The sequence below is a fragment of the Microbacterium sp. MPR-TSA4 genome, from assembly GCF_058792815.1.
Window position 1 is genome coordinate 16,691 of the sequence record NZ_JBXAFF010000027.1, and the last position, 22,635, is coordinate 39,325.

Annotated in this window: 12 protein-coding genes; 1 reads left to right on the forward strand and 11 read right to left on the reverse strand. The window is 71.8% G+C overall.

Features of this window, described 5'->3' with window-relative positions; genetic code table 11:
• Window position 1: 1 nt before the first annotated feature.
• The 11 genes from AC1Q49_RS11435 to AC1Q49_RS11485 form a co-directional block, all read right to left on the reverse strand.
• Window positions 2–829, reverse strand: a complete 828-nt coding sequence (locus tag AC1Q49_RS11435; RefSeq protein ID WP_061781920.1) for a PP2C family protein-serine/threonine phosphatase — start codon at window positions 827–829, stop codon at window positions 2–4.
• Window positions 826–1,992: an RDD family protein gene (locus AC1Q49_RS11440; protein WP_492492265.1), complete on the reverse strand. Its 1,167-nt coding sequence runs from the start codon at window positions 1,990–1,992 to the stop codon at window positions 826–828. The genes AC1Q49_RS11435 and AC1Q49_RS11440 overlap by 4 nt, the downstream gene beginning before the upstream one ends.
• The gene (locus AC1Q49_RS11445) at window positions 1,985–4,423 is read right to left on the reverse strand and encodes a transglutaminase TgpA family protein (protein WP_492492267.1); all 2,439 of its coding nucleotides are present in this window, start codon (window positions 4,421–4,423) and stop codon (window positions 1,985–1,987) included. Before AC1Q49_RS11445 ends, AC1Q49_RS11440 begins: the two co-directional genes overlap by 8 nt.
• A complete protein-coding gene (locus AC1Q49_RS11450) occupies window positions 4,420–5,799 on the reverse strand; it encodes a DUF58 domain-containing protein (protein WP_101307010.1) in 1,380 nt (459 codons plus the stop codon). Before AC1Q49_RS11450 ends, AC1Q49_RS11445 begins: the two co-directional genes overlap by 4 nt.
• Window positions 5,799–6,770 carry an AAA family ATPase gene (locus AC1Q49_RS11455; RefSeq protein WP_492492270.1) on the reverse strand — a complete coding sequence of 324 codons (972 nt, stop codon included), beginning with the start codon at window positions 6,768–6,770 and terminating at the stop codon, window positions 5,799–5,801. The genes AC1Q49_RS11450 and AC1Q49_RS11455 overlap by 1 nt, the downstream gene beginning before the upstream one ends.
• Before the next feature lie 37 nt (window positions 6,771–6,807).
• Window positions 6,808–12,840, reverse strand: a complete 6,033-nt coding sequence (locus AC1Q49_RS11460; protein WP_492492272.1) for an Ig-like domain-containing protein — start codon at window positions 12,838–12,840, stop codon at window positions 6,808–6,810.
• A gap of 212 nt (window positions 12,841–13,052) precedes the next feature.
• Window positions 13,053–15,407 carry an ATP-binding cassette domain-containing protein gene (locus AC1Q49_RS11465; protein ID WP_492492274.1) on the reverse strand — a complete coding sequence of 785 codons (2,355 nt, stop codon included), beginning with the start codon at window positions 15,405–15,407 and terminating at the stop codon, window positions 13,053–13,055.
• Between the two features lie 62 nt (window positions 15,408–15,469).
• Window positions 15,470–16,048, reverse strand: a complete 579-nt coding sequence (locus AC1Q49_RS11470) for a DNA-3-methyladenine glycosylase I (RefSeq protein ID WP_060961087.1) — start codon at window positions 16,046–16,048, stop codon at window positions 15,470–15,472.
• A gap of 324 nt (window positions 16,049–16,372) precedes the next feature.
• Window positions 16,373–18,478: an acyl-CoA dehydrogenase family protein gene (locus AC1Q49_RS11475; RefSeq protein ID WP_492492277.1), complete on the reverse strand. Its 2,106-nt coding sequence runs from the start codon at window positions 18,476–18,478 to the stop codon at window positions 16,373–16,375.
• A 276-nt stretch (window positions 18,479–18,754) separates the two neighbouring features.
• Window positions 18,755–20,539 (reverse strand): glycoside hydrolase family 3 protein, encoded by a 1,785-nt coding sequence (locus AC1Q49_RS11480; protein WP_492492279.1) that lies wholly within the window; start codon window positions 20,537–20,539, stop codon window positions 18,755–18,757.
• A complete protein-coding gene (locus tag AC1Q49_RS11485; RefSeq protein ID WP_060961091.1) occupies window positions 20,536–21,840 on the reverse strand; it encodes an MFS transporter in 1,305 nt (434 codons plus the stop codon). Before AC1Q49_RS11485 ends, AC1Q49_RS11480 begins: the two co-directional genes overlap by 4 nt.
• A 135-nt stretch (window positions 21,841–21,975) precedes the next feature.
• On the opposite strand from AC1Q49_RS11485, the gene AC1Q49_RS11490 reads away from it, so the two are divergent.
• The coding region (locus AC1Q49_RS11490; RefSeq protein WP_492492281.1) for a TetR/AcrR family transcriptional regulator at window positions 21,976–22,635 on the forward strand (660 nt) is incomplete at its 3' end.

Here is a 22,635-nt window from a genome sequence, read left to right on the forward strand (position 1 = left end):
ATCAGAAGTCACCCCTCGCGTCCGCGCGCGGGCGCGTATCGCCGTCGGCGTCGCCGCGTCGCGCCCCCGCCGGCGCGGTGTCGTACACGTCGTCGTAGCCCGACACCGCGAGCGCGTCGACGACGACGGCCGTGATGTTGTCGCGCCCGCCGTGCACGAGCGCCTCGTGGATGAGGCGGGTGGCCGCGGCATCCGGATCGGACTCGTCGGCGAGGATGTCGCGCAGCCGCTCGGCGGACAGCTCCCCCGACAGCCCGTCGGAGCAGACGAGGATGCGGTCGCCCGGCGCGGCGGGGACCATCCAGTAGTCCGCCTGACCGTCGCTTCCCGCGCCGATCGCTCGGGTGATCTCGTTGCGGCGGCTGTCGGTCGCGGCATCCGCTCCGCTGAGCACGCCCGCGTCGAGGAGCTCCTGGACCACCGAGTGGTCGACGCTGATCTGCTCCAGGACGCCGTTCGCGAAGCGATAGGTGCGGGAGTCGCCCACGTTCACCGTGAGCCAGTAGCCCACCCCGCCGACCTCCGCGACCACCACGCCGGCGAGGGTGGTGCCGGCGGCGCGGCCGTCGCTGGCGATCGCCTCCACCCGGGCGCGGGCACGACGCAGCGCCGTGCGCATCTGATCGATCGCCAGGCTCGCCCCGCCGACCAGGTGCGCGAACTCCGCGACGACGGCGGCACTCGCACGGTCGCCGGCGTCGTGACCGCCCATCCCGTCGGCGACCAGGAACAGCGGCGCCTGCGCGAGGAACGCGTCTTCGTTCACGCGGCGGCGCAGCCCCGTGTGGGTCGCCGCGCCCGCGCGCACGACGATGGGCACCGCGGTCACGACGCCACCTCGATCGTCACCTGCCGGTCGCCGAACTCGAGCACGTCGCCGCTGCGCACGCGCGTGCGCTCCCCCGGGACCAGCGGCTGCGCATCCGCCCCGCCGACCCCGCGGCGCAGCACGACGCCGTTGGTCGAATGCCGGTCGACGACCCAGACGGAACGGTCGTCGGCGGGGACGAGCTCGAAATGGGTCTTGGACAGCGACAGCGTCTCATCGCGCACCGCAGAGACCATCGCTCCCGTCTCGGGGGCGGGATTGCGCCCGAAGAGCGTGCGACCGTACACGGCCTGGCGGGTGCCGTCGTCCCAGACGAGGCGCGCGAACGGCCGCTCGCCCGTGGAGATGCGGGTCTCGTCGAGGTTCTCGATGAGCGGCACGTCGGCCGTCCGCGGGCCGGGCGTCGCCGCGGTGTCGCGGGCGGGCGGCGGGTCGACCGGCGCCGCATCGACCGTCGGCACCGCCGGCGCCGGGGCGGGTGCCGGCTCGTCCAGACGGGAGGGGTCGCTGACGCCGGGGACGAAGGAGATCACGCCGCTCGCGAGCGGTGACGCGGGCGCCGGGGCGGCGGGGCCGGCCGGCGTCCAGCCGTCGAGGTCGGCGGCGTCGCCGACCGGGAGGATCGGCGCGGGCGGGAGCACCGACGGCGCGAGAGGACCGACGGGAGCCGCCGGCGTCGGCGCGACCGACGCGTCCTCGGAGGGCACGGCCGGGCGGCCCGCGACGTCGGTCATCACCGCTCCCGCTGCGCGGTCGTGCCAGCCGCGACGCCACGGCGTCCCGTCGAACAGGGGGGAGAAGTACCCGACCACGATCGCCGCACCCAGGCCCCAGACGAGGTTGCGTCCGAGCGCTCGACCGAAGCCGAGGGGCGCAGCATCCGACGTGCCCTCGCGGACGAGGCGCAGACCGAGAGCGCGCATGCCCAGCGAGCCCGCCCCGGCCTGCAGGACCGTGTAGACCACGAACCAGCCCAGCCCGACGGCGTACGCCAGCAGGACGGCGACCGGCAGCGGCAGCCCGCCGCCCGTGCCGAACGAGATGCCGGCGAACACGCCCACGGCGATCAGCAGGACGATCAACCCGATCGCCGCATCGATCAGATACGCGCCCGCACGACGGCCCAGCCGAGCCGGGCGGTGCACCGATGCCGGATCACTCATCGGAGGACTCCGTTCCACGAGAGGGGCGTCGACGGATGCTGCGCCGCACCCAGGCGCCCACGGACGCGCCGGCACCGGCCACGGTGCGGCGCACGGCCTGCCACGGCGGGCCGCCGTGGCGCAGGGAGCGCAGACTGAGCCGCGCGCGCAGGCGCTGCCACAGCGTGGCGGAACCCCTCATCTCCCCGACGATGTCGTCCACCTCGCGCCAGAACGTCTCGACGTCCTCGGGCGTCGGATCACCCGGTCCGAAGACATCGACATCGGCCCGGGTCGCGAGCGAGGCCACGCGCGGCTGGGCGAAGGCGGCACCGAGCACGTCCGCACTCTCGGCACGGGTGGCGCCGGCGACGACGGGCGCGCGCAGATCGACGGCGGAGTCGACCAGTTCGTCCCAGCCGCCGGAGATGCGGTCGGCGGTCCGCGCCGCCCCGCGCCGACGCGCCCGCCGGGCGCCCTTGATGACGCCCATCACGATGAAGGGGGCCAGCAGCAGCGCGAGCACCCCGAGGGTGATGCCGCCGTAGAGCAGCACCGGCCCGAGCCAGCTGAGCCCGGCCGCCTGGTCCTCCTCCTGATCGCGGTTCTCCGCGATCGCGGGCGGCAGGTCGGCCGGCTCCTGGGCCGGGGGCGGCGGCTGCAGCACCTGCGGCTTGGGGTTCGCCTTCGGCTTGGTCGACTGGTCGTTCGGCTTGTTGTCCTCGTCCGGTGTCGGGTCGAAGACGACCCAACCGTGGTCCTGGAACGCGATCTCGACCCAGGCGTGGAGGTTGCCGCCGGTCGCGGTGAGCGTGGGACCGTCCTGCGGGTGCTTGTCGTCGGCGTGCCACCCCATCACGACGCGGGCCGGCATGCCGAGCTGCGTGGCCATGAGGGCCATGGCGACCGCGTACTGCTCGTCGTCGCCGACCATCTGCTCGCTGCCGAACAGCGACGTGATGCGGGCGGCGCCATGACCGGAGAGGGAGAGGACCTCGTCGCCGAGGCCGTGGCTGAAGAAGCCCTGCGTGTGCAGGTAGCTCTCGAGGGCCCGCGCCCGCTCGATGGGCGTCTCGGCGCTCGCGGTCGCCTTCGACGCGAGGTCGGCGATCTTCTCGGGGATGCCGCTCTGCTTCGGCATCTTCAGCGACGCGAAGGGGACATCCGCCAAGGCGGCGTCGCTGGGCTGCTCGGGCACGACCGTCTCGATCGTGTAGGCGTCGCCCTTCGCGAGGCCGATCGGGGAGACCGCGGTTCCCGTCGCATCGTTGAAATGGGTCGTGCGGGCGAGCTCGGACGCCCGCGGCCCGTCGAAGGCGAAGTCGCGGACGGCACCGACATCCGGCACCCACACGCCGTCGAGGTCGCCGACCTCCACGCGCACGGTCGCCGGGGTGCCCGTCGCGGTCGGCGACATGTTCGAGCGGATCGGCGTGAACGCGCTGGACGAGCCGGCGCCGTCATCCGAGACGTTGTACACGATGCCGTCGTACGCGTCCATCGTCGCCAGTCGCACCCGGCCGTCCTCGGGCAGCCCGGTGACGGTGAACAGCGTCTTGTCGGCGTCGTCGCGGACGTGGCCGCGGAACGACTGCAGCGGACTGGGGTATTGCGTGACATCGAACGGCGGAACGATGAAGTCGCGCAGGATGTACCGCGGCGGGGTCGCCACGGCGGCCGTCGCGATGCCCGCCGCCGAGGCCACCGCCAGCACGATGCCGCCCGCGACGAGGCGGCGCGTGCGGGAGCTGCGCACCGTGGCGGCGTCGGAGGCACCGGCGGACTCCACCCGGACGGCGGCGCGGTCGTGGTCCCACACCCGCCGCAGGGCGAGCCACACCGTCGCCACGACGGCGAAGAGGATGCCCTGCACGAGCGGCGCCGCGGGCTGCTCGACGCCGAGGAGCACCGTCGTGACGAGCACGGCGAGCGCCGGCAGCAGCGCCCAGGCCGCCTGACGGGCCCGCAGCGCGAGGGAGCCCGTGAGCACGGCGCCGACGAGCGTGAGGATGAACGGCACGACGAGGTGGCCGTCGCCCGCCGCGACGGGCGGGACCGTGGTCAGCAGCTGCTTCCACGAGGTGACGGCGCCGAGGGCGAGCTGCTGCAGGGTGTCCAGCGTCGGCACGACGCCCAGCAGCGCGGTGTGCGGCAGCGCGAGCGCCCCGCCGAACACGAGGTAGGCGCCGACCGTGCCGCCCGCGAGGCTCAGGATGCCCCAGCGCCACCGCGCTCCGACCACTGCGAGGACGAGACCGAGCGCGAGGCCGCCGATCCCGGCGACGAGGTACTGCGGCGAATCGAACGTCGGGGCGAACCCGATGACCGACACGATCAGCAGGAGGGCGGCGGCGACGACATCCAGCGCGACGCGGCGCGGCTCCCGCGTCTCCGGCACCCGCGACGACGCGGGACGCGGGCGCAGACGCGGCATCCGGGCCCGGGCGCTCACGACAGCACCTTCCGGACGGCGCGCGGCAGCTGGTCGAGGGCCCCGATCGTGACGACGTCGGCCTCTCCGATGCGCTGGAGGGCGGGCGCGTCGACGCGGACGTCCGCGACGACGGCGAGGGCGCGCACGCCCTGCGGCAGACGGGAGCAGGCCAGACGCAGCTCGGCGGCGTCGATGCGCGCGCCCGTCACGAGCACGACGACCGCGGCATCCGGGGCGTGCGCGGCGATGCTGCCGGCGAGGGCGACCGTGCCGCCCAGCCGGGGCCGCGACGCGCCCAGCATCGACAGCTCGTCGAGGAAGCGCCGCGCCGTGACGGAGCGCACCGGGCCGTGCTGCGTGCGGACGTCGAGGATGCGGGAGTCGCGCAGGGCGCGCAGCCCCACCGAGCCGGCGACCGAGATGGCGAGCTCGAACTCCTCGGCCTCGCGGTACTCGTCGGGAAGGGTCGAGAGCCCGACGACGAAGTGCGAGCGCCGCGTTTCCTCGTACTGGCGGACCATCACCTCGCCGACGCGCGCGGTCGACTTCCAGTGCACGTGCCGCAGGTCGTCGCCCGGCTGGTACTCCCGCAGCGCGTGGAAGGAGACGTCGTCGCGGGACAGGTGCTGCACCGGCAGGCCCTCGAGGTCGCGCAGGTGCCCGAGCGAGAGGCCGTCGAGCGTCGTCGTGCGCGGGTGGACGTAGAGGTCGACGGCCTGGCGGCGGTCGTGGGCACGCTCGAACAGCCCCAGCGGATCGCCGCGGCGCACGCTCACCGGGCCGACCGACAGGACGCCGCGTGCCGTGGTCGGGATGGCGAAGACCTCTTCGTGCTCCTCGCCGGGAACGAGCCGCGGCACCTGGAAGACGCCCCGGCCGGCGCCGACGGGCAGGATCACTTCCGAGGGCAGGAGGGTGCGCGAGGTGCGGTTGGCGAGCATGAGGCCGCCGACGGCGCGCTCGCCGACGACGACGTGGGTGCGCGTCAGATCCAGCCCGATCTCGTACGTGGTCCGCCCGAACAGGAACCCGAGGCTGACCACCAGCGTGGTCGTGACCACGCCCGCGACGACGAGGAACTCGCGCCAGCCGTACGCGAAGGCGAGCCACCACACGAGCACCGCCGTCGCGATCAGCACCCAGCCGAGCGGCTGCACGACGTCGGCGACCGTGCGCAGCGCACGTGTCGTGCGCCGCCGCACCACCTCGATCCGCTCCCGGCGGCGCTCCGCCGCCGTCGCCTCGCGCGGGGCGACCAGAGGCGCCTCGTCGTCGCCGGCGACGTCCTCGGATGCCGGCGCGGGTGTCGGCGTCCCACTCGCGGGTACGCCGGAGTCGCCGCCCCGCCGGCGCGCACGACGCGACGGGGTCAGGGTGTCCGGCGCCGACGACATCAGCTCGCGGCCCGTGCCAGGGGTGCCTCGACCGCGCCGACGGCGCGCTGCACGACGCTCTCGGCGCTCGTGCCGGAGAACTCCGCTTCGGGATCGAGCACGAGCCGGTGCGCCCAGACGGGCACCGCGAGCGTCTTCACGTCGTCGGGCACGACGAAGTGGCGGCCCTGCGAGGCGGCGTAGACCTTCGCGACGCGGATCATCGAGATCGCCCCGCGCACCGAGACGCCCAGGCGCGTCGACTCCGATGCGCGCGTGTGCTCCACGAGCTTCGCGGCGTAGCGGGCGACGACCGGGTCGACGTGCACCGTCGCGGCGAGGTCTGCCATGTCGGCGACGGCGCTCGTCGTGATGATGGCGCTGAGGGATGCCGAGGGGTTGCGGTCGACCGCCCCGGCGAGGATCCGCTCGGTGACGGCGAGCGTCGGGTAGCCGATGGAGGTCTTCAGCATGAAGCGGTCCAGCTGCGCCTCCGGCAGCTTGTACGTACCCGACTGCTCGATGGGGTTCTGCGTCGCGATGACCAGGAACGGGCGGCCGACCTCGTGTGCCACGCCGTCGACCGTCACCCGGGACTCCTCCATCACCTCCAGGAGCGCGGACTGCGTCTTCGGGGAGGCGCGGTTGATCTCGTCGGCCAGCACGATCGAGGAGAACACCGGGCCGCGGTGGAACTCGAAGCGGTGGTTCTGCTGGTCGTAGATGGTGACGCCCGTGACGTCGGAGGGCAGCAGGTCGGGCGTGAACTGGATGCGGGTGCTCGTGCCCTGGACGGAGGCGGCGATGGCCTTCGCGAGGCTCGTCTTGCCGGTGCCCGGCGCATCCTCCAGCAGCACGTGGCCCTCCGCGAGCATGGCGGACAGCACCAGGCCCACCACTTCGCGCTTTCCGAGCAGCGCCTGATCGACGTTGTCGACCAGCCGCGTGAAGGTGTCGCGGAACCACGCCGCCTGTTCGGGGGTCATGCTCATTCGTTCGTTCCTTGCTGTGCGAGTTCGTTCGTGGACGTCAGTTCCGTGGCCACCAGGACGTCTCCGTGTCGACGGAGCCACCCCAGCCGAGGATGTCGACCCACACGTCGTAGCCGTCGGCGCCGAGGAAGCACTCCAGCTGCTTCGAGCCGTTGGCGGGCAGGTCGAAGGGACCCTGCCACGTGTTGATCGGACCGTTGCCGCCGCTGCGGTAGCAGTTGATCTTGTAGCTGCCGGCCGGGAAGTTCTGGGTGTTGACGACGAACTTGTAGCAGCCGTTGACACACCCGTTGTTGACGAAGTCGCCGCGCGTGACCCACACCCGCGGTTTCGGCGGATCGGCGGTGCGCGCCGAGTCGGAGGCCGTCGTCGTCTGGCCCGCCGCGCTCGTGCGCACCTCGATGCTGTGCGTCTCGGCATAGCCGTAGCCCCGGGTCAGCGATCCGTTCGCGTCACGGCTGACGAGCCCGCCGTCGATGTACACCTCGGTCGAGATGTCGCGCCCGTTGCGGCCCGGCGACGACCAGGAGTAGGTGATGTTCGTGCCGGATGCCGACGCCCGCGCCGACGGGTTGCCGATCGGACCGTAGGGGGCGACGGCGTTGGACTCGTTCGACGCGCCGCTCGCGAAGGAGCTTCCGTCGACGGTCGACACGGCGCGCACGCGGATCTTGTAGGTGCCGTTGTTGGCCACCTGCGACCCGCTGATCGTGCCGGAGCCGTTGGTGCCGCCCGACGCCCAGGAGCCGCTCCACCCGCCGTTGTTGACCGAGTACTCGTAGCGGATCTCGTTCGCGGCCGCACCGTTGCCCGACCCGGCCGTCCACGTGACGCCGACCGCGTTGTTGCCCTCGCTCGCCGCGACACCGGTCGGCGCCGCCGGAGCCGTCACACCGCGACGCGGCGCCGACTGCGGGCTGCGCTCGCCCCAGCCCGCCTTGTTCTGCGCGCGCACGTCGAACGTGTAGTCCGTCGTCGAGGTGTCGACGACGACGGCCTGACTGGTCTGGCTGCCCGAGACGGGGACGGTCTTCACGACCGATCCCCCCCGCAGCACGCGCAGCTCGTACGCCGAGATCGTGTCGCCGTTGTTGGCGGGGGCGCTCCAGTCGACACGGATCTGAGCCTGTGAGCCCACCGGGTCGAGAAGCGTCGTCGTGGGCGCGTTCGGCGCCGCCGGCGGCGCGGCCGGCACCATCGAGGCCGACCAGGCACTGAACTCGCTCGGCTCCGGCGCGCGGTTGTGCGCCCGGACGCGCACCTGGTACGACGAGCCGTTCTCGAGGCCGTCCCACACGATCGTGGTGCCGGTGACGCCGGTCTTCTGCACGATGCCCGACGGCGGCGCGGGCGAGATCTCGAGCGTGTACGACTCCACCGGAGAGCCCTCGGTGCGCGGCGCCACCCACGAGACGGTGAGGCTGCGGTCGCCGAACTTCAGCGTCGGCGGCGCGGGCGTGTCGGGGCGGACGTCGGGACGGGCGGTCTCCGACCGCATCGACGGGTCGGACGTGCCGACCTTGTTGCTCGCGGTGACCACGAAGTTGTACTCGACGTTGTTGGTGAGCCCGTCGAGGGTGCACGTCGTCGACGCGCACTGCTTCATGTAGTTGTTCGCCGTCGAGGTGACCGTGTACCCCGTGATCGGCGAGCCGTTGTCGGTCGGCGGCGTCCAGGAGAGCACGACGGTGCGACTCTGGATGCTCGACACGACGGGCCGGCCGGGAGCGTCCGGCTTGCCCTGCACCGTGATGCGGATGCGTCCCTCGACGGCGCGGTCGGGGTCCCCCGTGGCATCCATCACGCGGTAGCGCGCGACCACGACGCCCACGAAGGCCTTGTCGCTCGTGACCTCGACGCGGTCGCCGCGGACGGCGACCTGCGCCTGGCCGGTCTCGAGCGTGGCGCTCTCGACCTTCAGCGGGGTCTCCGGGAACGGGTTGACATCGTTGTCGAGGACGGCGACGGACTCGGTGGAGCCCTGGTTCGACTGGGCGATGACGTCGTCGTTGGCGCTGGCCAGCGGCCGTGTGGACGCCGTCACGGTGATCGAGATCGTCGCTTCCGCCGGCGGCGTCGTGCCGTCGTCCGCGGTGACGGTGAGATCGGCCCGCGTGCCCTTCTTCGTCGACGCGGATGCCGACACCTTGAGCTGGGTGCCGTCGACCGCGGCGGTGAGCCCGTCGGGGGTCGATCCCTTGATGCGGAACGTGAGCTTGCCCTGGTCGCCCGGGTCGGGGTCGCTCGCCAGCGCCGCGAGGTCGAGCACCGTGGCGTCTTCTCCGGGCGAGACGTTCATCGACGCGCCGAGCATCGTGGGCGACTGGTTGTCGGGCGGGAGCACCGTGATCGGGATGGTCAGCGTCGCCTTGCGGCCGGTCGGATCGTCGGGGCCGTCGCCGTCGGTGACCTCGAAGGTCAGCGCATCGGAGCCGAAGTACCGGTCGGCCGACGTGTACACGAGGGTCTGCTGATCCTTGATCAGGTTCGCGCCGTTCGCGTGCACGGCCGTGACCTTGGCGGCCTCGGTGATGACGACGCCCTTGCCGCCGGCGGCGCGGACGTACTGCGAGAGAGGCAGCTCGATGGTCTCGCCGCTCTTCACCTCGACGGGCTTCGTCGAGATCAGGCTGGGCGGCAGCTCCGACAGCGCGGGCACCCGGATGAAGGCGGAGTCGGTGAGGCCGTCCGGGTCGGTCACGGTGTAGGTGATCAGCTGACGCTGGTCGCCGACCTCGACCCGCACGGAGCCGTCCGCGCCGACGCGGGCGGTCTCGCCGCCGACGCCGAGCGTGACGGTCAGGTCGGCCTTCGTGCCGTCGGGGTCGTCGTCGTTCTCGAGCACCGCGATCTCGGCGGTCGTGCCGTCCTTGACGTCCTCCGCCCGCACGCGATCGTCTCGCGCGATGGGTCGCTCCAGCGGCACCTCCGGGTCGACGGTGATCTGCACGCTCGTGCTCGCCCGCGCGCCGCGCGCGTCGGTGATCGCGTACTGCAGCGAGGTGTTCATCTGCTCTTCGGGAGCGGTGATCAGCAGGTACTTCCCGCTGATGCGCGCCTTCAGGCCGGCGACGTCGGGAAGCGTGATCGGGTCGTCCTCGGCGAAGCCGAACTCGTCGCCGTCCGGGTCGGAGTCGTTGGCCAGCACCGGCACGGCGACCTCTCGGCCGGGCCGGATCACGACGGCGTCGCGCACGGCGTAGGGCGCCTGGTTGACCGACGCCGCCGGGGCGATGCCCACCTGGATGGTCGCGGTCGCGTCCTTGCCCAGACTGTCGCGCACGCGGTACGAGAAGGTGTCGACGCCGACCGCGTCGCCGAACGCCTCGTACGTGAACGAGTTGGCCCCCGTCTCGGCGATGCGCCCCTTCTTGGGCGCTTCTGCGATGCCGATCAGCTCGACGGAGTCGCCGTCCTGGTCGATGCCGTCCAGCGGCACCGGGATCGTCACCGTGGCCCCGCTCAACGTGCGCGCGGTGATGTCGTGCGGCTTCGGAGCGGAGTTCGCCTCGTCGTTGCGGGGCAGGATCTGGATCGTGACGTAGCCGGCGTCGCGCTGGCCCGACGAGTCGACCGCCTCGTACGTCACATAGACGGTCTTGGGCGTGTCCCCGGCACGGAAGCGCACCTTGTCCTCCGAGACGAACGCCGCGCCGTCGGCGGGGTCGACCAGCGGGGCGACGAGATCGGGGGCGACGTGGATGGTGTCGCCGTTGGGGTGGTAGTCGTTCGCGAGCACCGGGATGGTGACGGTGTCGCCGACGCGCACGACGGCCTGGTCGTCGTTCGCGACCGGCGGGCGCAGCTTGGCGGGCGGCGGCACGGGGATCACGACGATCTCGCCGGTGGCCGACCGCGACCCGTTCGAGATCGTGTACCCCACCCGCACCTGCTTGTTGAGCGACCCGACGTCGCTGATGCGCACCGTCTCGTGGCCGAGGACGGCCGCCGCGACGCCCGAGCCCGGCTCGGACGTGACCGACTGCACCACGAGGATGCCGCCGCCCGGGTCGGTGTCGTTGGACAGCACGTTCACGAGCACGTCGCCGCCGACCGGCAGCAGCGCGATGTCGCGCACCGCGACGGGCGGGAGATCCTCGTTGGATGCCGGGAGCACATCGACGCGGACGAGGCCGGGAACGGAGTTCGGGCCCGCCGACACGAGGTACTGCGGGTAGTAGGTCCCCGGGCTGGCCGCGGTGAACGTGAAGGTCTTGTTCGCGAAGTCCGGAACGATCGTCGCCCCCGGCACCTCGTCGACGCGGGTGAGGCGCAGCGGCTCGCTGCCGGAGCTGGTGTCGTTCGTGAGGGGGGAGACGGTGACGGTGCGGCCCGCGCGGGTGACGACGTGATCGGAGTTCGTCACCGGCAGCGTGGTGCCGAGCGGCCGGATGTCGTAGCGGGAGACGCCCGGACCGTCGGCGGAGCCGTCCGAGACCAGGATCGGCACGTCCTTCCGACCCTGGGTGCCGCCGATCGCGCGGTACGTGATCTGGCCGTCGGGGGTGAAGTCCGCCTCGTCGCCGCCGTCGGCCGCGACGTCCTTGAGGAAGATGTCGTCCCCGTCCGGGTCGATCCAGTCCGAGAGCACGTTGTACGACGCGGTGCCCCCCGACTCGACCGTGATGGGCGTGGTGCGCTTCTGCACGGGGGCGGAGTTGACGTCGAAGGGGTGCACGGTCACCGTGACGGTCGCCGATGCCTCGCCTCCGCGCCCGTCGTCGACCGTGTAGCGGAAGCTCGTCGATCCGGTGGCGTCCTCCGGCGTCGTGAACTGCAGGGCCGCGCCGTTGTTGATCGGCTCGACGCTGCCGAAGCCGGGGGTCGATGACGCGGCGGCCACGAGCACGTCGCCGTCGGCGTCGGTGTCGTTGTCGAGTACGGGCAGCACGGTCGTGCGGCCCGGCCGCACGCCGTACTCGTCGTCCTGCGCCACCGGGGGCGTGTTCTGGTCGGTGCGCTCCGGGAGGGTGGTCTGCACCGTCTCCTCGGTGGTCTCCTCCTCATCGTCGCCCTCACCCTCGGGCGGCGTGATGTCCTGCCAGTTGTCGACGCGCTGCATCGAGTCCGACGCCATCCACGCCGCCCCGCCGAACACGTCGTTGAGGACGACGACATCGCGGTTGACGCGGAAGCGGAGCACGCTCGTGGGCTCGATGCCCGGCACGTCCTGGACGACGTCGTCGGCCTCGCCGGGGCAGTCGCGGACGAAGCGTCCGCTGCCCGACCAGGCACCGTACGCGCACCCCGCGACGTAGACGGGCTCGGCGGGTGCGCCCTCGGCGCTCCCGGCATCCACGGTCTCCGGGTCACCGCCGCCGATCGGGACCCGCACGAGAGCCGTCGGCGTCGCGAGGGTCACGGCGCTCGCGGTTCCCGACGGCTGCTGGAGGACGGCGCCGCGGGGCACCTGCACGCGGGAGCCGTCGCCGCCGTAGAGGGTGTCGGTGTCGTGATCGAGCACGTACGGCGTGGTGCCGACGACGGTCAGCGACAGCGTGTGCTCGGCGGAGACGCCGTCCAGGTCGTGCGACGACTTCTGCACGGTGGTGCTGTCGTCGCCCGGGCCGTAGGAGCGCAGCACCGCGTCGGCGGCCGACGCCGCGTACACGGTCCCGTCGACGCCGACGGCGACCTTCGCGTTCTTGCCCTCGTCCGCCACCGGTTCGGTGCCCTCGGCCCCGATCCCGCTGATGGCCGTGAAGGGGCTGGTCCAGAGCGCACCGGTCGGCTCGAGCACCGCGACCGTGTCGGCACCCATCGCGACGGCGGCGCCCGGCTTCAGCTCGGCGGAGTCGGACAGGATCACCCGTGCCGGATCGATCGCGGCCATCGAGGATGCCGTCGAGTCGACGACCAGCACGCGGGTGCCGCTCTGCAGCAGGTCGTAGTCGGCGGTGCCGTTGCGCAGGCCGCCGTCGAGGACGCGCGAGGAGTGGTTGAAGTGGCCGATGAGCAGGCTCGACTGCTTGGTGACCCACACACCGCCGTCGTTGAGGTCGACCTCCGTGGTCGGCTTTCCCTCGTACGAGACGGCGAAGAAGCCCACCACCAGGGCGGCCGCCGTCACGGCAGCGGTCGAAATCAGCGTGCGCGGACGCGCGCGAAGCCACGCAAAGGACTTCATTGTGGGCTCGGCTCCCCTCCGGGCTCGTTGTTTGCGTGGCGTCGGGACCTGTTGCTGAAGCAGGCGCACACGTCGTGCAGACCCGGATAGCCTACGTCACAGAATTCACGGCGGTGCACCCTTGCGCATGGGGAGAACTACCCACTATCGGCTCGTCATCCTCCGACGTACGTCGCGAGATGACGGGCGGTCAGCGTCTCGCGCTGCGCGACGAGCGCGGCCGGCGTCCCCTCGAAGACCACCCGTCCCCCGTCGCGGCCCGCCCCGGGGCCGACGTCGATGATCCAGTCGGCGTGCGCCATGACGGCCTGGTGATGCTCGATCGCGATCACCGAGTTTCCGGCATCCACCAGCCGGTCGAGCAGCGCCAGCAGGTTGTCGACGTCGGCCAGATGCAGCCCGGTCGTGGGCTCGTCGAGCACGTAGACCGCGCCCGGCTTCGCCATGGCGATCGCGAGCTTGAGGCGTTGGCGTTCCCCGCCGGAGAGCGACGCGAGCGACTGGCCGAGGGTGATGTAGCCCAGGCCCACGTCGATCATGCGGACGAGCACCGCGTGCGCCGGCCCCTTCCCCACGAACGGGGCCGCCTCGTCGACCGGCATGGCGAGCACCTCGGCGATGGTGCGCCCCTGCCAGCGGTACTCCAGCACCGTGTCGCTGAAGCCGCTGCCCTCGCACAGCTCGCACCGCGTCTCGACGCTCTGGGTGAAACCGAGGTTCGTGATGATGACCCCGAGCCCCCGGCACGCGGGGCACGCCCCTTCCGAGTTCGCGCTGAACAGTCCGGGCTTCACGCCGTTGGCCTTCGCGAACGCGGCGCGGATCGCGTCGAGCACGCCGGTGTAGGTCGCCGGGCTCGACCGGCGGGAGCCCTTGATGGGCGTCTGGTCCACGACGACCACGCCCTCGAAGGCGGGCAGACTCCCGTGGATCAGGGAGGATTTGCCCGAACCCGCGACGCCGGTGACGACGGTGAGGATGCCGAGGGGCACGTCGACGTCGACGCCCTGGAGGTTGTGCAGGCGCGCACCGCGGATCGGCAGCGCGCCCCGGGCGCCGCGCGTCTCGGGCTTCAGCCGGGCCCGATGGTCGATGTGCCGGCCGGTGACGGTGTCGGACGCGCGCAGTCCGGCGACGTCGCCTTCGTACGTGATGCGCCCGCCGGCCCGCCCCGCGCCGGGTCCGAGGTCGACGACGTGGTCGGCGATCGCGATGACCTCCGGCTTGTGCTCGACGACCAGCACGGTGTTGCCCTTGTCGCGCAGTAGGAGCAGGAGGTCGTTCATGCGCTGGATGTCGTGCGGGTGCAGACCCGTCGTGGGCTCGTCGAACACGTACGTGACGTCGGTGAGGCTCGAGCCCAAATGGCGGATCATCTTGGTGCGCTGGGCTTCGCCGCCGGAGAGCGTGCCGCTGGCGCGATCGAGGGACAGATAGCCCAGCCCGATCGCCACGAACGAGTCCAGCGTCTGGCGCAGCCCCGTCACCAGCGGCGCGACCGACGGGTCGTCGATCGTCGCCACCCAGGCCGCGAGCTCGGTGATCTGCATCGCCGCGGCATCCGCGATGCTGACGTCCGCGATCTTCGACGATCGCGCCGCGTGGTTGAGTCGCGTCCCGCTGCATGCCGCGCACGGCATGAACTTCACCGCACGGTCGACGAAGGCCCGGACGTGGGGCTGCAGGCCCTCCCGGTCCTTCTGCAGCATCGACTTCGTGATGCGCGGGACGAGTCCCTCGTAGGTCATGTTGATGCCCGCGATCTTCACCTTCGTCTGCTCCCGGTGCAGCAGCACGTGCAGCTCGTCGTCGGTGAAGTCCGCGATGGGCTTGTCGGGGTCGAAGAACCCGGACTCGCTGTAGCCCTTCACCATCCAACCGTCGGGCGTGTAGCCGGGAACCCGGATGGCGCCCGCGTGCAGCGACAGCGAGCGGTCGAGCAGCTCGTCGATGTCGATGTCGCTCACCTGCCCCAGCCCCTCGCACGCGGGGCACATGCCGCCGGTGACCTCGAACGAGCGGCGCTCGGTCTTGCCGTCGTCGGCGCCGACGGCGATCGTGATCGCCCCCGACCCCGAGACCGACGGCACGTTGAACGAGAAGGCCTGCGGCGAGCCGACGTGCGGCCGGCCGATGCGACTGAAGAGCACCCGCAGCATGGCGTGGACGTCGGTCGCCGTGCCGACCGTGGAGCGCGCGTTGGCGCCCATCCGCTCCTGATCGACCACGATGGCCGGGCTCACGTTCTCGAGCGCGTCGACGTCGGGGCGACTCAGCTGTCCCATGAACTGCTGCACGAACGTGGGATACGTCTCGTTGATCAGCCGCTGCGATTCCGCCGCGATCGTTCCGAACACGAGGCTGGACTTGCCGGAGCCGCTGACGCCGGTGAAGACCGTCAACCTCCGCTTCGGGATCTCGACGTCGATGCCCTGGAGGTTGTTCTCACGCGCCCCGACGACGCGGATGCGTCCGTGCGAGTCGGCGACGTGCTCGGATGCGGGTGCCATGGCGTCAGTCTGCCGCGTGGGTGCGACACGGCGCACCCCTCCCGGCGGTAAGGGTGCGTCGATCAGGGTGCGCGGTGACACCCGTGAAGGTGGTCGTCGACCATCCCCGCCGACTGCATCAGCGCGTACATCGTGGTGGAGCCGACGAAACGGAACCCCGCCGTGCGCAGCGCGGCGGACAGCGCATCGGATGCCGGGGTCACCGCCGGCACGTCCGCGAAGACGCGCGGCCGCTCCGCCTCGGCCCTCGCGTCGGGCGCGAACGACCACATCAGCGCGTCGAGCTCACCAGGACGCATGTCGCGGACGAGCCGCGCGTTGCCGATCGTCGCGAGGATCTTCGCGCGGTTGCGGACGATCCCGGCATCCGCCATCAGCCTGTCGACGTCACCGTCGTCGAAGCCCGCGACGACCTCGGGGTCGAAGCCGGCGAACGCCTCGCGGAAACCGGGACGCTTGCGGAGGATCGTGATCCACGACAGTCCCGCCTGGAAGCCCTCGAGGCTCAGCTTCTCGAAGAGCGCGCGGTCGCCGTGCAGCGGCCGGCCCCACTCCTCGTCGTGGTAGCGACGGTACTCCGGGTCGTCACCGACCCAGCCGCACCGCGAGACGCCGTCGGGGCCCACACGCAGATCACTCACTCCGTCAGGCTAGCCGCGGGCGCCGACACCGCGCGGCCGCGTCGCGCCGTCGGGAGCCCCGGCATGACCGGGGTGTCGGGGACGGGCGCCGAGGTCCGGGTCCCGAACTCCTCCAACTCGCTGCGGTCGCGGGGCAGGGACGCCCGGACGCGGCCCACGCCCCCGCGCGTGGAGGAGTCCGGCACACGCGCGGGGTCGGCCGGCCGGGCACTCACCCCCACCACCACCACCGAGCCGCTACCCCGTGACCGAACCGTCACACAATGGCCCGGCCGTGCCGTAGCGGCTCGCGCGAATCGTGTCGGCTCGCGGGGCGTGGCGGCGCTACTTCTTCTTCAGGGTCTTCTCTGAGACGGGGGCGGCCCCCGAGGCGGCGAGGTCGGCGTAGTAGGTGCGGGCCTCCTCCTGCCGCTCCCGCTCGGCGCCCGAGGCGATCGGCGCACGCACGTGCTCGGGCGCGAACCCGAACGCGTCGACGAGGTCCTGCGCGTGCGGGCGCAGGCGCAGGAGCAGCCGGTCGATGTACTTCGACACGGAGGCCGCGCGCTGCGCCGACAGGCGCCCGTTGATCAGGTACCAGGCGAGGTGCTTCTCGATCAGGTGCAGGCCGAACAGGTCGCGCAGCCACGTGAGCACCTGAGCCGTGCCGGCATCCGAGACGCCGGCGATGCCGTCGCTGAACGCCTCCCACTGCAGCAGCTCGCCGTGGGCGCGCGCTGCCTCGATGAGCTCGGCCTGGTTGGCATTGAAGATGGCCGCCGCCTCGGCCGGCGAGGCCTTGGATGCCGGGCGCAGCCGGCCAGCGATGTCTTCGATCATCTGCTGTACGCGTCCGGCCAGCAACTCGTGCTGCTGCTCGGCCCGCAGGCCGAGCTCGACGGACCGTGCCGTCGAGCCCAGGTCCGTCACCGCCTGGCCGAGCTGGCGCAGCCCCGCGCCGTGGAACACCTTGCCGGCCGTCTGCCTGGCGGCGAAGGAGGCGAGCTTGGCGGCATCCGCGCCCCGGAACTGCTTCGCGAAGTCGCTGAGCAGCCGCTTGCCGACGAGCTGGAGGAGCACGTTGTTGTCGCCCTCGAAGGTGACGTAGACGTCGAGGTCGTGGTGCAGCCCCACCAGACGGTTGTCGGCCATGAAGCCCGAGCCGCCGCACGCCTCGCGGCACTCCTGGATCGTGTCGAGCGCGTTCCACGTCGACAGCGGCTTGAGGGCCGCCGCGAGGGTCTCGAGGTTCTCGCGCTCCTCGGGGGTGTCGGTGCGGCCGCTGAAGACGCCGTCGAAGGTGCGCAGCAGCTCGTCGTTGGAGAAGAACTGCGCGTACACCTGCGCCAACCGCGGCAGCAGACGCCGCTGGTGCTTGCCGTAGTCGAGCAGCACGACCTCGTCGCTGCCGGAGCCCGAGTCGAACTGGCGGCGCTGGCCCGCGTAGGTGATCGCGATGTTCAGGGCGAGGGCCGTCGCCGTGGTCGCGGCGCCGTCGAGCGAGACGCGCCCCTGCACCAGCGCGCCGAGCATCGTGAAGAAGCGGCGGCCGGGGCTCGGGATCTCCGAGGTGTAGGTGCCGTCGGCGGCGACGTCGCCGTAGCGGTTGAGGAGGTTGAAGCGCGGGACGCGCACGTGGTCGAAGGCGAGCCGGCCGTTGTCGATGCCGTTGAGGCCGCCCTTCACGCCGTCGTCCTCGCTCTGCACGCCCGGGAGCATCTCGCCGTTCTCGTCGCGGATCGGGACGAAGAAGCAGTGCACGCCGTAGTTGACCCCGCCGGTGATGAGCTGGGCGAACACCGTGGCGGCGCGACCGTGGAGCGCGGCGTTGCCGAGGTAGTCCTTCCATGCGCCGCGGAACGGCGTGTGGATGACGAACTCCTCGGTCTCGGGGTCGTAGGTGGCGGTCGTGCCGATGGCCGCGACATCGGAGCCGTGGCCGATCTCGGTCATGGCGAACGCGCCGGGGAGCTCGAGGTCGATGACGTCGCGCAGCCAGGCGTCGTGGTGCTTCTCGGTGCCGAGCTGGTAGATCGCGGAGCCGAACAGGCCCCACTGCACGCCCGACTTGATCTGCAGCGACGGGTCGGCGAGGACGAGCTCCATGAAGCCGGCGAGGTTGGCGCCGTTGTCCTCGAGGCCGCCGTACTTCTTCGGGAACGCGCGGCGCGATCCGTTGTTCTCGACGAGCACGCGCAGCTGCCCGAGGACGCGCTCGCGGTGGTCGGCCACCGACAGCCCCTCGATCTTCCACATCGCGGGGTCCTTGATCATCTCGCGCGCCTCGCGCCGCGTGTCGGCCCAGGTGCCGAGCAGCAGATCGGTGACGGTGTCGACGTGGATGCGGGCCTCGTGCGCCTCGGCCGCGGTGTGCGCGGCGGTGGGGGCTCCCCCCGCGGGAGTGCGCGTGTTCGTGGCGGGCTTCTTCGGACGGACGGCGGCGTCGGTCATCGGCGTACCTTTCGACAGCGGACAGCAGAACTCAGTCTCGACGGTAGGAGGGCTACAACACCGCCGCAAACCCGTTGCGGGCTCTCCACAACGCTCGCGACCGTCGCGGCATCCAGACCTGTATGGAACCCACACCCACGCTTCGTGAGACTGAGTCTCACTGGCATGCGGGGTGCGCCGCCACGGAATCGGAGCACCAAAACAGAATCGGATGCCGCGCGCCGCGGCATCCGATTCTGTCGCCCTCCCCCGATCAGGCGAGACGACCCCGCGCGGTCAGATATCGACGCCGTGGCCGAAGCGGAACAGCGGGTCGACCGTGTCGAACGGGACGTCGGGACGCGAGGCCTCCACCGCGGCCATCGACCGCGGCAGGTCGAAGGGGAGCCGTCCGCGGGCGACGGCCCGACCCGAGAGCACGTCGAGCAGCGCGGCGGAGCTCGCACCCCAGTTGCCCGTCACCGTCACGCCCAGCTCGACCAGGGGCGTGAGGATCGCGGGACGGTCGAGGAACACGTCGACGACGGTCGGCACCGCGGCCGCGACCTCGGCGACGTGGGCGACGACCTCGTCCGGGAAGTCGAGCGACCCGGCGTGGAAGAAGTTCTCGAACATCGAGCCGCGCTGCTCGTACGGCGCCTGCAGGCGCAGCACGGCGACGTCGGCCTCGCCCGGTGTCGCGACGACCTGCCCGTACTGCGCGGCGAGGTCGGCGTCGATCCCCTCGACGTAGAGCTTCGGCCCGGGCCCGAACGGCACCGCGTCGGTCGCGGCGAGCACCGTGATCGCCGCGCGCTGGGCGGCGTCGCCCGCCGCCCGGAAGTCCGGGGAGCCCACGATGCGATCCGCGGCATCGACATCGACGTACGGGTCGTCGAACAGGCCGAGCAGGAACTTCTCCCGCAGCAGGCGCCGGGCCGAGACGTCGAGACGGTCCTCGGCGACGACCCCGTCGGCCACCAGCTGCAGCAGGATCTCGGTGCAGCGCTCCCCGCCGAACTGGTCGGCGCCCGCATCGAGCGTCTTCGCCATACGCTCCGCCGGGGTCAGGTGCTCGACGCCCCAGGCGCGGGCCGGGAACGGCGTTCCCATGATCTCGCTGTCGGTGAGCAGACCCCAGTCCGTGCAGACGATGCCGTCGAACCCGAACCGCTCCCGCAGCAGACCCGTGAGAACGCTCTTGTTGAACCCGAAGCCGACCTCCTCGTACTGCGTGCCGACCGGCATCCCGTAGTAGGGCATGACCTGGCGCACGCCGGCCGCGAACGCCGCCTCGAACGGCTTCAGGTGCAGCTCGAACGCGTCGCCGGGGTACACCTGCTCGCGGCCGTAGGCGAAGTGCGGATCCTCCCCGTCCTTCTGCGGCCCGCCGCCCGGGAAGTGCTTGACCATCGTGGACACCGACCCCGCCCCGACGCTGTCGCCCTGGAATCCGCGGATGTACGCGGCGCCCAGCCGCGCCGACAGCTCGGCATCCTCTCCGAAGGTCTGCAGCTGACGCGCCCAGCGCGGCTCGGTCGCGAGGTCGACCTGCGGATGCAGGGCGACGCGGATGCCGACGGCGGTGTACTCCTGCCGCGCGATGTCGCCGAAGGTGCGCACGAGCTCCTCGTCGCGCGTCGCCGCGAGGCCGAGCGCGTCGGGCCACTGCGAGAACGGGCCCGAGAGCATCGCGGTGCCGGGGTTCTCGGTGAAGGAGTGGCGCGGGTCGGTCGAGATCGTCACGGGGATGCCGAGACGCGTCGAGGCCGCGAGCTCCTGCAGGCGGTTGTGCCACTGCGCGATCTCGCGCGCGGTCGGGGCGACGCCGAGCAGGTTGAAGTGGGTCATGTGCCGCTCACGCACGTACTCGTCGGTCGAGGGGAGCCCGAAGGCGGGGTCGCCGTCGGAGAGCGCGCCGTCGGGACCCATCGCGATCATCGTCTGGAAGAACAGGCCCGCCTTCTCCTCGACGGTCATCTCCCCCAGCAGCAGCTCGACGCGCTCGTCGATCGGAAGATCGGCGTCGAGCCAGGGCCGCTCGATCGCGGTGGGCGGGGTCGTCGTGGTGTCGGTGGTCATTTCACTCCCTTGATGCGGTAGACGAGGACGGCGCCGGCGAGGGCCACGAGGGCGCCGAAGAGGTAGTACGTCGTGTAGCCCCCGAGCGGCGTCGCGGCACCGAGCGCGATGATCGACGGCGCGATGGCGGGCGCGATCGACTGCGGCAGCGCGTTGGCGATGTTGAGCACGCCGAGGTCTTTCGCGACGTCGTCGGGGTTCGGCAGCACCTGGGTCGCGAGGGCGAGATCGACGGAGAAGAACGACCCGGCGCCGAACCCGATGATCGCCTGCGCGACGATGAGCACGGGGATGCTGGGCGCGAAGGCCAGCAGCACGAGGCCGACGACCATGATCAGACCGGCGATCGCGACGAAGGGACGCCGCTTGCCGATGCGGTCGGACAGGATGCCGCCGAGCGGGCTCGACACCATCATGGCCGCCATCGACGCGAGGTTCGCCACCAGGATCGTCGCGATGGCTCCCTGCTCATCGAGGCCGAACTTCTCCACGAGGTAGAACGGGAGGAAGGTCGCGATGCCGGCGTAGCCGAACATCACCAGGAACTTGGTGAGCCAGGTCCAGCCGAAGTCGGGGTGGGCGGCGGGGTTGAACACGAACGAGCCGAAGAACTTGCCGATCGTGAAGCGGTCGACGGGCTTCTCCGTGCGGACGCGGTCCTTGAGCATGACGACGAAGACGACGGCGAGCACCGTCGAGATCAGCGCCGGCACGAGGAAGCGGAGGAAGTCCTCGGCGATGAAGTTCATCAGGAAGCTGCCGCCGAGGATGCCGAGGGGCGTCGTGATGCCCACGAGCCCCGAGACGGCGCCGCGACGGGCCACCGGCACCTGGTCGGGCAGCGTCGCGTTGGCCGCCGCGAGGAGTGCGTTCATCGCCGCCTGCGCGAGGCACCATCCCACCAGCACGACCCACACCGAGGTGGCGGCGCCGATCAACGCGAAGGCGCCGAGACCGACGATCGCCCCGCCCAGGATCCACGGCCGCCGCATGCCCCAGCGCGACGTCGTCCGATCGGAGAGGCGTCCGGCGAGGGGGTTCGCGACGAGGGCGAACAGCGCACCGACGCCCAGGACCAGCCCGAGGTTGCCGGTCGCGGCGGCGGCATCCGTCGAGATGTGCTGGATCTTGAACGCCATCGACACCATGACCGGCGTGAGCAGCGCCAGATAGACGCCGAAGTTCACGGCGGCGAGGCTCGCGGTGTAGCCCCGCGGCGTCTTCGACGGGGTGGTGCCCGGCGTCCGGATGCCGGTCGTTCCGACGGCCGCGGCGGTCGCAGCCGGTGACAGCTCTGTCATGGAGAGTCCTTTCACAGCGATGTGAGGGTGAGACGCGAGGTCTCGAGGGACACGGTACACGAAACCCGACCGATTGGTAACTGAATCCTTCGGGAGGGCAGGGGCCGCAGTAGGGTGGTCTCTCGGGAGGCGAGCATGACGACGAGCACGCCGCAGCGCACACGCAACGCCGCCGCCACCCGCGACCGCATCGTGGAGGCGGCCCGAGACGTGTTCGTCTCGCGCGGCTACCGTGCGGCATCACTGCGCGACGTCGCCGCCGCCGCCGGAATCACGCACCCCGGCCTGCTCAAGCACTTCGCCTCGAAGGATCTGCTCTTGACGGCGGTGATCGCCTCCTTCGACCGCGCCACCGAGGAGGCGCTGCTCGACGGCGACGCCGTCCCCGCGCCGGGCACGCTGATGTTCGCCGCCATCGCGGCGCGCAACGAGGGCCTCGAGGGCTACCTGCCGCTGTACGCCGCACTGGTCGGCGAGAGCTCGACGCGGGACCACCCCGCCCACGCCTACATGCGCGAGCGCTACGCGCGGCTGCGCGAGTTCTCGGTCGTCGCCTTGCGCGACGCGGCCGCCGCCGGCACCGTGGATCCAGGGCGCGACTTCGAGGGCGAGGCCGTGCGCGTCGCGGCCGTCTGGGACGGCCTGCAGCTGCTGGAGCTCTACCTCCCCGACCGCGTCGACCTCGTCCCGTTGCTCACCGAGGTGCAGCACGCGCTCGCGACGCCCCCCGGATGGCACGGGGATGCCGCGGCCACGACCGTGGGCCGGGGAGCTGGGGGTTCCGGGGGTTCTGGT